We start from the raw sequence: 13,310 nt of genomic DNA, 5'->3' as shown, positions 1-13,310 counted from the left end.
GCCGACAAAAGGAAAAAAGCGTGCTCAACGGCTTGTGGCTGGGTTTCTTCGGGATGGCGGCGCTCGCGGCGCTGGTGCGGTGGCTCGTCGGCGGCGATCCGACCGTGTTCGCGGCGCTGGTCGAGAGCCTGTTCGCCATGGCGCGGCTCGCGGTCGAGGTGATGGTGCTGCTGTTCGGCACGCTCACGCTGTGGCTCGGGTTCCTGCGGATCGCCGAGGCCGCGGGGCTGGTCGGCTGGCTCGCGCGGCTACTCGGCCCGCTGTTCCGGCGGCTCATGCCGGGCGTGCCCGCGGGGCATCCGGCGCTCGGCCTGATCACGATGAATTTCGCGGCCAATGCACTGGGCCTCGACAACGCCGCCACGCCCATCGGCCTGAAGGCGATGCGCGAACTGCAGCGGCTCAACCCCGACCCGGTCACCGCCACCAACGCGCAGATTCTTTTTCTTGTACTTAATGCCTCGTCGCTGACGCTGCTGCCCGTCACCATCTTCATGTACCGCGCGCAGCAGGGTGCGCCCGACCCGACGATGGTGTTCCTGCCAATCCTCCTGGCCACCAGCGCATCGACGCTGGTCGGGCTGCTCACGGTGGCCATCGCGCAGCGCCTGCGACTCTGGGACCCGGTGGTGCTGGCTTACCTGATCCCGGGCGCGCTGGTGCTCGGCGGCTTCATGGCGCTGCTGGGCACGCTGTCGGCGGCGGCGATCGCATCGCTCTCCTCGCTGATGGGCAACCTCGCGCTCTTCAGCGTGATCATCGTGTTCCTGGCCGCCGGCGCGATCCGGCGGGTGAAGGTCTACGAATGCTTCATCGAGGGCGCCAAGGAAGGCTTCGACATCGCGAAGAACCTGCTGCCGTACCTCGTCGCCATGCTCTGTGCGGTCGGTGTGCTGCGGGCTTCGGGCGCGCTCGACTTCATCCTCGGCGGCCTGCGCTGGCTGGTGACCACGGGCGGCTGGGACGCACGCTTCGTCGACGCCATGCCCACCGCGCTGGTCAAGCCCTTCTCGGGCAGCGCGGCGCGCGCGATGCTGATCGAAACCATGAAGAGCCAGGGCGTCGACAGCTTCCCCGCGCTGGTGGCCGCCACCATCCAGGGCAGCACCGAGACCACCTTCTATGTGCTGGCTGTGTACTTCGGCGCGGTCGGCATCCAGCGCACACGGCACACGGTGTCTTGTGCGCTCTTGGCCGAGCTGGCGGGCGTGGTCGCGGCGATTGCGGTCTGCTATTGGTTCTTCGGCTGAACCGCGCTCACTTGCGCGGCTCCACCACGGGGAACATCGGCTCGAAGGTATCGAGCATCGACATCAGCTCGCCGAGCTTCGCGCGGTCGCCCTCGATCTTCACCTTGCCCGACATCACCGCCGCGGGAAAGCTCGTTTCCTTCAGCGTGATCGCGTCGAGCGTGGCGCGGCTCAGCGTCACCGTGGCGTCGGCGCCGGGCTGCCGGCCGGCGATGTGCGTGAGCGCCGAGTTCTCCAGCGTCAGCACGAACTGCTGGTTCGAATCGGTGAAATTCCAGTTGATGACCATCGTCTTGCCCTCGGCCTTGGCCGCATCGAGCCGCACGCCCAGGAAGTCGAAGAAGAGGTCGTTGCTCACCGCCTTGAGCGTGTCGGCGTTCGAGCTGCTGCCGCCCGGTATCTTCGGCACGCCATTTCGCAATTCCATCGCGCCCACCAGGTAGGCGCTGCGCCAGGTGCCGGCCTCCGACTGGTAGCCGAGCTGCTCGAACGCATCGGCGCCGAGTTCGCGTGCCGCGCGGTTCGCGGGGTCGGCGTAGACGACCTGGCTCATGGCGCTCGCCACCCAGCGGTACTCGCCTTTCTTGAAGTCATCCCGCGCCCGCGCGACCACCGCATCCGCGCCCCCCATGTACTGCACCGTCTTCTTCGCGTAGTCCACCGGCGGCAGCGGATTCAGGTTGGCGGGGTTCGCGTCGTACCAGCCCAGGTACTTCTGGTAGACCGCCTTGGCGTTGTGCCTGAGCGTGCCGTAGTAGCCGCGCGTGGACCATTCCTGCTCCAGGCTCGCGGGCATGCGCAGCCTCTCGGCGATCTCGGCCGCGGTGTAGCCCTGGTTGAGCAGGCGCAGCGACTGGTCGTTGATGAACTTGTACATGTCGCGCTGCTTCTTCAGCAGGTCGGCGATGCGCCCCTGCCCTGTCGTCGGCCAGTGGTGCTGGGCGATCAGCACGTCGGTCCTGTCGCCGAAGGCCACGCGCGCCTGGTCGATGTACTTCGCCCACAGGTTGCCGTCGCGCACCTCGGCGCCGCGGATCGTGTAGAGGTTGTGCATGGTGTGCGTCACGTCCTCGGCCATGTTGAGCACGCGGAACTGCGGCAGGTACATGAGCATTTCCGACGGCGCCTCGGAGCCCGGCACCAGCTGGAAGACGAACTGCACGCCGTCGATGGTGCGCTCCTCGGTGGTCTTGTCGATGGTCGAGGTCGGCGCGATCAGCGTGATGGTGCCGCGCGCGAGCGCCTTGCCCAGGCCCGTGTCGACCTGCCCGCGCGCGCCCGGCGGCAGCAGCGAGCCGAACTGGTACTGCGAGCGCCGGCTCATCGCGTTGCCCGCGAGGATGTTCTCGGCCACCGCGGTTTCCATGAAGCCCGAGGGCGCGATCACCTGCACCTTGCCCGCGGCCACGTTGGCCTCGCTGGCCACGCCCTTCACGCCGCCGAAATGGTCGGCGTGGCCATGCGTGTAGATCACGGTGCCGACCGGCTTCTTCGGGCGGTGCTGGTAGTACAGCTCAAGCGCAGCGCGTGCCGTCTCGGCGGTGAGCAGCGGGTCGATGACGATCAGCGAGGTATCCCCTTCGACGATGGTCATGTTCGCAATGTCGAAACCGCGCACCTGGTAGACGCGATCGGTCACCTTGAAAAGGCCGTGGATCGCATTGAGCTGCGCCTGCCGCCACAGGCTCGGGTTGACCGAGTCGGCCGGCTCGTTCGCCTTCAGGAAGTCGTAGGGCTTCATGCTCCAGACCGGGCGCGGGCCGGCGCCGGGCACTAGCGCATCGGGCACGGTGCCGATGAAGCCGCGCATCGCGTCCTCGAAGTCCTGCCGGTTGGCGAAGGGCAGCGTCTTCGCCATGTCGGCATTGGCTTTCAGGGTGGCGGCCTCGGGCGGCTTGGGTGCGATCTGCGCGAACGCCTGGGCGCCGCCGAAGGTGCAGGCCCATGCGACCAGGGCCACGGAGAAGGAGGAAGAAGGGGTCATCGGCGTCTCTTTGTCTTCGGTGAAGCAGGAACAACGCGCGATTTTCCGAACCACCCGAAGCATTGGCAAATGCAAAATGTGCTGGTCCTTTTTACGGAAAACGCAAAATGCAGCTGCGCCAGCTCCAGCACTTGGCCGCCCTTGCCGAGCAAGGCAGCTTCGGCCGCGCAGCACAGGCGGTGCACCTGTCGCAGCCTGCGTTCTCGCGCAGCATCGACATGCTCGAAGACAAGCTGCAGGCCCGCCTGGTCGACCGTGCCTACGGCACCGTGCGCTTCACGCAGGCCGGTGAACTGGTGCTCGCGCGCGCCCGCGAACTCCTCGCTGATGCGCAGCAGATCCAGCGCGACGTGCTGCAGCTCGAAGGCCTGGCCATCGGCAGCCTCGCCGTGGGGCTCGGCCCCTTCGCCGCCAGCACGCTCGGGCGCATGGCCCTGTCGCTGATGACGCAGCGCCATCCGCAGCTCCTCATGCGCATGGAAGTGGCCGACACCGCCACGCTCGGCGAGCGCCTGCACCGGCGGCAGCTGGACCTGTTCATCGCCGACACCCGCGACCTGAAGAAGCAGCCCGGCCTGAAGCTCACACGCCTGCCCGACCTGCCGGTCTCGTTCTTCGTGCAACCGAAGCACCCGCTGCGTCGCCTGAAGCAGGTCACGCTGGAAAAGGCCATGGCCTATCCCCTCGCCGGCCCCAACCTGCCCGCCGAAGTGGCCGCATATTTCGACCGCCAGATCCAACGCGACGACCGCGGCGTGTTCAACGTCACCTGCGACGACGCGGGCACCCTGCGCCACCTTGCCCTCACCGCCAACGCGGTGATCCTCGCGCCGCATGCGCCCGCCCTGAACACCGACACCGACGCCCTCGTGCCCCTGCCGATCGCCGGCTTCGCCCGCATGCAGACCCACTACAGCCTGGTGACGCTCGCGGGCCGCACGCCCTCGGCTGCTGCTACCGTCTATACCCGCCTCGTGACAGAGTTGATGGCGCGCCCCAAGCAGCCCGCCGGGCAGTGAGCCAAAATGGTCTCCCTGCCGACCACCGCCCAGCCCCTTTCGTGACCACTCCCCGCCGGGCCCAGCCGCCCACCTTTTCGCCCGACGAGTTCCGGGAAGCGCTCGGCATGTTCGCCACGGGCGTGACCATCGTCACCGCATGCGCGGCCGACGGCACGCTGGTGGGCCTTACGGCCAACTCCTTCAATTCGGTGTCGCTCACGCCGCCGCTGGTGCTGTGGAGCCTGGCCCGCGCGGCGGGGTCGATGCCCGCACTCAGTACCGGCTCGCACTACGCCATCAACATCCTGGCCGCGAGCCAGAAGCAACTGGCCGAGCGCTTCGCCACCAAGAACATCGACCGCTGGGCCGATGTGGAATTCACCCGGGGCATCGGCGGCGCGCCGGTGCTGGTCGGCGCGGCAGCGAGCTTCGAGTGCTTCAACCGCAGCCGCTACGACGAAGGCGACCATGTGATCTTCGTGGGCGAGGTCGAGCGCTGCACCCACAACGCGGGCGCCTCGCCGCTGCTGTTTCACGGCGGGCGGTTCTACACGGAACATCCCTTGTGAGGCAGGCGGCGGCGTTGCGTCAGGATTGATGCGTTGCAAGATTGATCATGAAAACGCCGACAACAATCGTTGTCATGCCGCCGATCCGCAAGAGCGTCGCCGGCTCGCCGAACCAGAGCATGCCGACTGCCGCCGTCAAAGCGATCCCGCAGCCCGCCCACACGGCGTACGCCAATCCGACTTCAAGCTGCCTGACCGCAATCGACATGAGCCAGATCGCCGCCGCATAGGAAACCCCGACTGCCAGAGAGGGCGCGAGGCGCGTGAATCCATCTGCATATCGAAGTGCGATCGTTCCGACAACCTCCGCCACGACGCTGGCCGCCAGCAACAACCAGGAGAAAGCCTGCAAGCTCATGAATACCTCTCGCACCCTGCACCTATACCGGATGCAAGGCAGCAAGAAGGAGCGGTACCCGAAACGAAGGCGAATACTAACGGGCGTGCAACGCACGCATCGACCGGAACCCCGATGCGACAGGTCACGCGCTACGATCAATGGCCTCGGGCTTTTCCTTCGCCGTGACCCAGGCAGGACTCGTCAGGCAAGACACGAATGATCCAGCGCAAGACCCACCTCGACTCCCTCGCCATCGGCCTTCTCATCGCGTGTTGCGCGTTCTGGGGCCTGCAGCAGATCCTCATCAAGACGACCGTGACGGAAGTGCCGCCAATGTGGCAGGCCTCGATCCGCATGATCGGCGCCACGGTGCTGCTGTGGCTGTGGTGCGCCTCGCGCGGCGTGCCGCTGTTCAACCGCGATGGCACGCTGTGGCCCGGCCTGCTCGCCGGGGCGCTCTTCGCGGGCGAGTTCGCCGGCATCTACCTCGGCCTGCAGCACACCAGCGCCTCGCGGCTCACCGTGTTCCTGTACACCGCGCCGTTCTGGGTCTCTCTGCTGCTGCCACGCTGGGTGCCCGCCGAGCGATTGCGCGGCTTTCAATGGCTCGGCCTCTTCATCGCGTTCTCGGGCGTGGTGCTCGCATTCAGCGAGGGCTTCGGCCACATGAGTTCGTCGCAGCTGATCGGCGATGCGATGGGTCTCGCGGCTGGCATGCTCTGGGGCCTGACGACGCTGACACTGCGCACCACGAAGCTCGCCACCGCGAGCGCGGAGAAGACGCTGTTCTACCAAGTGGCGGTGACTGCGGCGGTGTGCCCGGTGCTGTCGCTCGCGCTCGGCGAGACCTGGAGCTTTTCGTACTCCAGCTGGGCCTGGACCTCGATCGGCCTGCAGACCGTGATCGGCGCGTTCGCGAGCTACCTCACCTGGATGTGGCTGCTGCGGCACTACCCGGCGACGCAGATGTCGTCCTTCACCTTTCTCACGCCGCTGTTCGCGCTGGTGTTCGGCGTGGTGCTGCTCAAGGAACCGCTCACGGCGCAACTGGTCGTGGCGCTGATCGGCGTGGCGCTGGGCATCGTGCTGGTCAACCGGCGCCCCGCGGTGCAACGCACGGCATGAGCGCAGCCATGAACTTCCAGCACGTCCTCGACGACATCGTCGCCACCCTGCGCCCACAGCTCGGCCAGGGCGGCACCGTGGCCAGCTACATCCCGGCATTGGCGCGCGTCGATGCGCGGCAGTTCGGCATTGCGCTGCGCACCTGCGACGGCGTGGAGGCCTCGGCGGGCGACGGCGATGTGCCGTTCTCGATCCAAAGCGTCTCGAAGCTCTTCACGCTGACACTCGCGATGCAGCGCATGGGCGATGCGCTGTGGGAGCGCATCGGGCGCGAGCCCTCGGGCAATCCGTTCAATTCGCTCGTGCAGCTGGAGAACGAACAGGGCAAGCCGCGCAATCCGTTCATCAATGCAGGCGCGATCGCGGTGGCCGACCGGCTGGTAGGCCAGGCGGCTGCCAATGGCGGCAGCGCGAAGGCGGACATCCTCGCGCTGATGAGCGGCCTGTGCGGGGAGCCGATTTCGTTCGACGAAGAAGTGGCGAAGTCCGAAGCCGACACGGGTTTCCGGAACGTTGCGCTCGCGAACTTCATGAAGAGCTTCGGCAAGATCGACAACGACGTCGGCACGGTGCTCGACACCTACTTTCACCAATGCTCGCTGCGCATGAGCTGCCGCCAGCTCGCCCGCGCCGCGGCCTTCCTGTGCCGCGACGGCGCACATCCGATCGATGGCGAGCCCGAGATCACCGGCGAGCGCCAGACGCGCCGCATCAACGCGCTGATGCTGACCTGCGGCACCTACGACGCCGCGGGCGACGTGGCGTTCTCCATCGGCCTGCCCTGCAAGAGCGGCGTGGGCGGCGGCATCGTGGCGGTCGTGCCCGACAAGCTCACGCTCTGCGTCTGGTCGCCGGCGCTGGACGCCACCGGCAACTCACTGCTGGGCATGAAGGCGCTGGAGCTGTTCGTGACGCGCACGGGGCTCTCGGTTTTCTGATCGATCAGGCAGCCACGGCTGCCGGTGCGGTGCCGAGGCAGCCCATGCCTTCCAGCGAGGCCTCGACCGCCTCTTCCAGCGGCGTGTGCGGCTCGTGCCCGAGGAAGGCCACCAGCTTCGCGTTGTCCATCAGCACCGGCGTCTGCCACAGGTAGCGCATCTCGCGCATTTCCCGCAAGGTGGTGACGAAGGGCGAGGCCAGCGTCATCAGCCACCACGGGAAGGCCGTCACGCGCGGCGTGGTGCCCGTGCGGCGCGCCACCACGTTGCGGATGGCGTTGCTCATCTGAGTGCCGTCGGTATCGCGATGGCCGGCCATGTGGAAGCGCGCAAAAGGTTCGAGCCGGTCGCGGCGCGCCAGCAGCGCGACCATGGTGCGGGCCACGTCCGGCAGGTACGACCATTGGTGCGCCGTGTCCGCGCGGCCCGGGTAGCTCACGGCCTTGACCGGCAGCCCCGCCTTCACCAGCCCCTGCGAGAACCAGTTGTTGCCGGCCTTCGGACCGAAGAAGTCGCCGGCACGCACGATCAGCACGCGGGCGCCGTGGCGGCTGGCTGCTTCGAGGCGCCGCTCCAGTTCGACCCGGATCGCGCCTTTGCGGGTGACGGGATGCTGCGGCGCGTCTTCGCCGATCGATCCGGAGAAGGCATCGGGACCGTAGTTGTAGACCGTGCCCGGCAGCACGATGGTCGCGCCTTCGGCCTTTGCCGCGGCGATGGTGTTGTCGAGCATCGGCAGCACCAGCTGCGCCCAGTTGCGGTAGCCGGGCGGGTTGACCGCATGCACGATGACCGAGCAACCCTTCGCGGCGTCCATCACGGCCTGCTTGTCCATCGCGTCACCGCGCAGCCAGGTGATGCCGTCTTCTTGCGTCATCGGTTGCGCCAAGCCGCGCTTGAGCGCCCGCACCGTCCACCCCGCCTGGCGGAGTTGTTTCGCCACCTCGCCGCCGATGCCGCCTGTCGCGCCGAGAACCAGGACCGTGTTGTCGTGTGCCATGAAATGCTCCTGAAAACGTTGTCGATGGCTGAATTCTGAGTCGATGCCTGTTCCATTGGAATTGCCGAGCATGAGACAGCAGCTATACATTTACGTATGACTTCGAACATCGGCTGGGAGATGTACCGCTCGTTCCTCGGCGTCCTGCGGGAGGGCTCGCTCTCCGGCGCGGCGCGCGCGCTGGGCATCACGCAACCGACGGTGGGGCGCCATGTTGCGGCGCTCGAATCGGCGCTCGGCGTGGTCCTGTTCACGCGCTCGCAGGTGGGCCTTTTGCCCACGGAAGTCGCGCTGGCGTTGCAGACCCACGCCGAAGCTATGGAAAGCACCGCCGCCTCGCTGGAGCGCGCCGCCACCAGTCAGGGCGAAGGCGTGCGCGGCGTCGTGCGCATCTCCGCCAGCGAGGTGATCGGCGTCGAGGTGCTGCCGCCCATCGTCGCGCGGCTGCGCGAAGCGCACCCGGCGCTGAAGGTCGAGCTGGTGCTGACCAACCGCGTGCAGGACCTGTTGCGGCGCGAAGCCGACATCGCCGTGCGCATGGTCCGGCCGAAGCAGGAGCAGCTGGTCGCGCGCCGCGTCGGGCAGATCGAGCTGGGCTTTCACGCGCGCAAGGACTACCTGGGCCGCCACGGCACGCCGCGCAAGTTGGAAGACCTCGCGGCGCACGCCGTCATCGGCTACGACCAGCCCTCGGCGTTCGTGCGCAACGCGGGCAAGGCGCTCCCGGGCTATGGCCGCGAGGCTTTCTCGCTGCGCACCGACAGCGACCTCGCACAACTCGCGCTGATCCGCGCCGGTGCGGGCATCGGCATCTGCCAGGCCGGCCTCGCCCGGCGCGATGCCGCGCTGGTGCGCCTGATGCCGCGCACCTTCTCGATGAAGCTGGAGACCTGGATCACGATGCATGAGGACCTGCGCAACAGCCCGCGCTGCCGCGCCACCTTCGATGCACTGGTCGATGGGCTGCAGCGATACATCGGCGCACCCACGCAAGGGACACAGGGGAAAATAGGCCGCGCACGAACACAAGCCTCCGAATGACCGAACCGACCGACACAGACAACCTCCCCCTCCAGGAACCCCGCCTCTGGCGCGACGACCTCTGGACCGCCCGCGTGATCAAGAACGAGGAAGACGACGGCTGGGCCGTCGAGATGACTCGCCACGGCGACCCCGAGCCCGCGCTGGTCGGCCCATGGACCATGGGCCGCGACAAGAAGAACCCGAAGCCGCTCGATGGCCCCGCCTTCTCCACGCTGGTGAAAACGGCCGCCGAGGTGATCCGCCGCCACGAGCAGCAGCTGCACGCAACGCTCAACAAGAGCGTGACCGTGACGGCGCGCGACGGCCGGCGTGTTCGCGTCTCGCTAGCCATCGTGCCCGACGAAGACAACCCCTCGGCCACGCTGAGCGCCCACGACGACGAAGACGACAGCGAGTTGGCGAGCGTGAATGTCTCGCCGGCCTTCAGGCTCACCTCGGGCAGCGCCACCGCCTGGATCGAAGCGGATTTCGCCCGCCCCCGCTAGCCGCCCCGGCGCCGGTGTGCGCGCGAATACCACAGGCGATGCGCATCCGCCAATCAGCGAAAGAACGTATGGTCGCCGCGGGGTGAGTTGAGAAGAATCCGCCCCAACGAGCAATCGTTACCAGTCCTTCATTCATACGACGCCCGCTGCCAGTGCTGCCAGCGAGGGGTCGGGCAACAAAGCCCGAATCGGTTTCACCACCGGTTCGGGCTTTTTTGTTTTCTCGGTCGCAACGAAGCCTTTTCAAAACGGATGCGCGTCATCCGGTGGCGCAGCTTTGCCCCGAGAAAAAGCACTGGTGAACGAGCGCTCGTTTGCAGGGGCCGCGCCGCGGGAGGAGACACCCAACGCACGGCTTCGAAGGTCGGATGTTCCTGATGACTCGCACAAAACCAAAGCAAAGGAATTTGACATGACGAACGTTTCCCTCAACCGCCGCCAGCTCGTGAAGACCGGCGGCTCGATGATCGTGCTGGGCGCCGCGGGCGGCGTGGCCGGCCTCGCCGCCGCGCAGGAAGGCACGACGGTGAAGCTGGGCCTGCTGCATTCGCTCTCGGGCACCATCGCCATCGCCGAGGCCTCGCTGGTCGATGCCGAGAAGCTCGCCATCGAGGAGATCAACGCCGCCGGTGGCGTGCTGGGCAAGAAGATCGAGGCCGTGGTGGAAGACGGCGCGAGCGAAAACCCCGTCTTCGCCGAGAAGGCCCGCAAGCTCCTGGAGCGCGACAAGGTCGCGGCCATCATCGGCTGCTACACATCGGCCTCGCGCAAGGCGCTGCTGCCGGTGCTCAACCAGGCCAAGGGGCTCTTGTTCTATCCGACCTACTACGAGGGCCAGGAGCAGGACAAGCGCGTGTTTTACCCCTCGCAGGAAGCCACGCAATCGGTCATCGCGGCCGTGGAGTGGATGGCGCGCGAGAAGGGCAAGAGCTTCTTCCTCGTGGGCTCGGACTACATCTATCCGCGCACCTGCAACAAGATCGCCAAGCCCGCCATCGCCAAGGCCGGCGGCAAGGTGGTGGGCGAGGAATACGCACCGCTCGGCCACACCGAGTTCTCCTCGATCATCAACAAGATCAAGGCAGCCAAGCCCGACTGCATCTACAGCACGGTGGTGGGCGGCTCCAACGTGGCGCTCTACAAGCAGCTGCGCGCGGCGGGCCTGGACGGCGCCAAGCAGGTGCTGCTCTCCACCGTGGTGTCGGAGAACGAGATCGAGGGCATCGGCAAGGACAACGCCGCCGGCTACTACGCCTGCATGGGCTACTTCCAGAGCATCAAGTCGCCGGCCAACGAGAAGTTCGTGAAGGCCTTCAAGGCCAAGTACGGGCAGGAGCGCGTGATCGGCGACCCGATGGAGGTGGCCTACAACTGCGTCTACCTCTGGAAGCTGGCGGTCGAGAAGGCCAAGTCCTTCGACGTGGACAAGGTCACGGCCGCCGCCGCAGGCGTGGAGCTCGAGGCGCCCGAGGGCACGGTGCGCGTGCACGCCACCAACCACCATGTGTGGAAGAAGGTGCGCGTGGGCCGGGCGCGCCCCGACGGCCAGTTCGACATCGTGTGGGAATCGCCCCAGCCCGTCGAGCCCAATCCCTTCCCGAAGGTCTGACGGCGATGACCTTCGACATCGCGGTGATGCAGGTGTTCAACGGCGTGAGCCTGTTCACCATCCTGCTGCTCATGGCCATCGGGCTGGCCATCGTGTTCGGCCTGATGGGCGTCATCAACATGGCGCACGGCGAGCTGATGGCGCTGGGCGCCTACATGACCTACCTGGCGGCGCGCTTCTTCGAACACTTCGCGCCGGGCTGGATGGACCTCTACCTGTTCGCCGCGATCCCGTTCGCGTTCGCCGTGACCTTCGCGTTCGGCTACCTGCTGGAGCGGGGCTTCATCCGCTTCTTCTACGACCGGCCGCTGGACACCCTGCTCGCGACCTGGGGCCTGAGCCTCATCCTGCAGCAGGCCTACCGCTCCATCTTCGGCGCGCAGGAGGTGAGCGTGCCGCTGGCCTCCTGGCTCGCGGGGGCGTGGGAGCCGACGGCGGGCATCCAGCTGCCGCTCACGCGCATCTTCATCGTGGGGCTGACGGCCATCGTCGCCGTGGGCGTGTACCTGCTGCTGTACCGCACGCCGTGGGGGCTGAAGGTGCGCGCGGTGACGCAGAACCGCGCCATCGCCGGCGCGGTGGGCATCGACACGCACCGCGTCGACGCGATGACCTTCGCGCTCGGCTCGGGCCTGGCGGGCATCGCGGGCGCGGTGTTCACGATGATCGGCTCGACCAACCCCGGCACCGGCCAGCTCTACATCGTCGACTCGTTCATCGTGGTGGTGTTCGGCGGCGTGCAGAGCCTGGTGGGCACCGCGCTCTCGGGCTTCGCCATCGCGCAGTCGCAGACCTGGCTCGAATACCTCATGAGCGGCTCGATGGCCAAGGCCACGATCCTCCTGCTGGTGATCGCGGTGCTGTACTTCCGGCCCAACGGGCTTTTCGCCACGCGTTCGAGGAGCTGAAGGCATGTTCAAGCTCTCTCCCCAACGCAAGGGCGACCTCGCCGGCATGGCGGCCGTGCTGCTGCTCCTGGCCGTGGTGCTGCCGCTCACGCTCGATCCGTTCCGCCTGAACCTCATCAGCAAGTACCTGGCCTTCGCGTTCGTCGCGGTGGGCGTGGTGCTCACCTGGGGCTACGGTGGCGTCCTGAGCCTGGGCCAGGGCATGTTCTTCGGCCTGGGCGGCTACATGATGGCGATGTTCCTCAAGCTCGAGGCCTCGGCGCCCGAGCTGCCGGACTTCATGGTGTGGAGCAGCGTCGAGCAGTTGCCCGCGTGGTGGCAGCCGTTCCACTCGCTGGGCTGGACGGTCGTGGGCATCCTCGTGATTCCCGCCGTGCTGGCGTACGTGTTCTCGTACGCGATCTTCAAGCGGCGCGTGAGCGGCGTGTACTTCGCGATCGTCACCCTCTCGCTGGCACTCACGCTCACCGTGGTGGTGGTCGGCCAGCAGGGCGACACCGGCGGCGCCAACGGCATCACCGATTTCCGCACGCTGCTGGGCTGGGACATCGCGGGCGACGAGGCCAAGCGCGTCATGTACTTCATCGAAGTGCTGGCCATCGCGCTCGTGATGGCGGTGTCGCTCGTGATCGTGCGCAGCCGGTTCGGCAAGATCCTCATCGCCATCCGCGACCGCGAGGACCGCGTGCGCTTCAGCGGCTACAACACGGCGCACATGAAGGCCTTCGTCTTCGCGGTGGCGGCGATGCTGTCGGCCATCGGCGGCGCGTTCTACAGCCTGCAGGTGGGGCTGATCGCGCCGGGCGTGATCGGCGTGGTCGCCTCGGTGGAGATGGTGATCTACGCGGCGGTCGGCGGGCGGCTGTCGATCCCGGGCGCGGTGATCGGCGCGCTCCTGATCGGCTTTCTCAAGTCGTACCTGTCGGAGACCTTCCCCGAAGGCTGGCTGTACTTCCTCGGCGCGGTGTTCATCCTCGTGGTGTGGGCCATGCCGAACGGGCTCGCGGGCCTGGGCGCGAAGCTCGTGCGCCGCCGCGGCGCGGAGGCAGCGCCATGA

General features: G+C 67.2%; 13 protein-coding genes. 10 read left to right on the top strand and 3 right to left on the bottom strand.

Translation table 11 applies throughout. The annotated features are described in order from the left end of the window. The first annotated feature begins 20 nt into the window (after positions 1 to 20). Complete coding sequence (locus ACSFA7_RS11925; RefSeq protein ID WP_435499534.1) at positions 21 to 1,250, top strand: nucleoside recognition domain-containing protein; 1,230 nt, start codon at positions 21 to 23, stop codon at positions 1,248 to 1,250. A gap of 7 nt (positions 1,251 to 1,257) precedes the next feature. On the opposite strand, the gene ACSFA7_RS11920 is transcribed toward ACSFA7_RS11925, so the two are convergent. Further along, positions 1,258 to 3,234: an alkyl/aryl-sulfatase gene (locus ACSFA7_RS11920; RefSeq protein ID WP_435499533.1), complete on the bottom strand. Its 1,977-nt coding sequence runs from the start codon at positions 3,232 to 3,234 to the stop codon at positions 1,258 to 1,260. Positions 3,235 to 3,341: 107 nt separating this feature from the next. On the opposite strand from ACSFA7_RS11920, the gene ACSFA7_RS11915 reads away from it, so the two are divergent. Both ACSFA7_RS11915 and ACSFA7_RS11910 read left to right on the top strand, forming a co-directional pair. Next, positions 3,342 to 4,253 carry a LysR family transcriptional regulator gene (locus tag ACSFA7_RS11915; protein ID WP_435499532.1) on the top strand — a complete coding sequence of 304 codons (912 nt, stop codon included), beginning with the start codon at positions 3,342 to 3,344 and terminating at the stop codon, positions 4,251 to 4,253. A gap of 41 nt (positions 4,254 to 4,294) precedes the next feature. Further along, positions 4,295 to 4,804: a flavin reductase family protein gene (locus ACSFA7_RS11910; RefSeq protein ID WP_206176579.1), complete on the top strand. Its 510-nt coding sequence runs from the start codon at positions 4,295 to 4,297 to the stop codon at positions 4,802 to 4,804. 19 nt (positions 4,805 to 4,823) lie between these two features. Here ACSFA7_RS11910 and ACSFA7_RS11905 read toward each other — a convergent pair whose 3' ends face one another. Then, entirely contained in the window at positions 4,824 to 5,162 is a 339-nt protein-coding gene (locus ACSFA7_RS11905) for a DMT family transporter (RefSeq protein WP_435499531.1), read from the bottom strand. A 198-nt stretch (positions 5,163 to 5,360) separates the two neighbouring features. Between ACSFA7_RS11905 and ACSFA7_RS11900 the strand changes: the two genes are divergently transcribed. Both ACSFA7_RS11900 and ACSFA7_RS11895 read left to right on the top strand, forming a co-directional pair. Then, positions 5,361 to 6,269: a DMT family transporter gene (locus tag ACSFA7_RS11900; protein WP_435499530.1), complete on the top strand. Its 909-nt coding sequence runs from the start codon at positions 5,361 to 5,363 to the stop codon at positions 6,267 to 6,269. 8 nt (positions 6,270 to 6,277) lie between these two features. Further along, on the top strand, positions 6,278 to 7,207 hold the full coding sequence (locus ACSFA7_RS11895) for a glutaminase (RefSeq protein ID WP_435499529.1): 930 nt from the start codon (positions 6,278 to 6,280) through the stop codon (positions 7,205 to 7,207). A gap of 4 nt (positions 7,208 to 7,211) precedes the next feature. Here ACSFA7_RS11895 and ACSFA7_RS11890 read toward each other — a convergent pair whose 3' ends face one another. After that, positions 7,212 to 8,207, bottom strand: coding sequence for an NAD-dependent epimerase/dehydratase family protein (locus tag ACSFA7_RS11890; protein WP_435499528.1), 996 nt, complete (start codon positions 8,205 to 8,207; stop codon positions 7,212 to 7,214). Between the two features lie 96 nt (positions 8,208 to 8,303). Here ACSFA7_RS11890 and ACSFA7_RS11885 point away from each other — a divergent pair, with 96 nt between their 5' ends. The 5 genes from ACSFA7_RS11885 to urtC all read left to right on the top strand — a co-directional run bounded on the left by ACSFA7_RS11885 (position 8,304) and on the right by urtC (position 13,310). Further along, a complete protein-coding gene (locus tag ACSFA7_RS11885; protein ID WP_435499527.1) occupies positions 8,304 to 9,248 on the top strand; it encodes a LysR family transcriptional regulator in 945 nt (314 codons plus the stop codon). Then, on the top strand, positions 9,245 to 9,736 hold the full coding sequence (locus ACSFA7_RS11880) for a hypothetical protein (protein WP_435499526.1): 492 nt from the start codon (positions 9,245 to 9,247) through the stop codon (positions 9,734 to 9,736). Before ACSFA7_RS11885 ends, ACSFA7_RS11880 begins: the two co-directional genes overlap by 4 nt. A 412-nt stretch (positions 9,737 to 10,148) precedes the next feature. Then, positions 10,149 to 11,345, top strand: a complete 1,197-nt coding sequence (gene urtA, locus ACSFA7_RS11875; protein ID WP_198785594.1) for an urea ABC transporter substrate-binding protein — start codon at positions 10,149 to 10,151, stop codon at positions 11,343 to 11,345. Positions 11,346 to 11,350: 5 nt separating this feature from the next. Beyond that, positions 11,351 to 12,253 carry an urea ABC transporter permease subunit UrtB gene (gene urtB, locus ACSFA7_RS11870; protein ID WP_435499525.1) on the top strand — a complete coding sequence of 301 codons (903 nt, stop codon included), beginning with the start codon at positions 11,351 to 11,353 and terminating at the stop codon, positions 12,251 to 12,253. A gap of 4 nt (positions 12,254 to 12,257) precedes the next feature. Beyond that, a complete protein-coding gene (urtC, locus tag ACSFA7_RS11865) occupies positions 12,258 to 13,310 on the top strand; it encodes an urea ABC transporter permease subunit UrtC (RefSeq protein ID WP_435499524.1) in 1,053 nt (350 codons plus the stop codon).

Origin of the sequence: Variovorax trehalosi, from assembly GCF_051216415.1 — a bacterium.
In the GTDB taxonomy this organism is placed as follows: domain Bacteria; phylum Pseudomonadota; class Gammaproteobacteria; order Burkholderiales; family Burkholderiaceae_C; genus Variovorax.
Note: the sequence above shows the minus strand (reverse complement) of the source record. Positions and strands in the feature narration are given on the sequence as shown.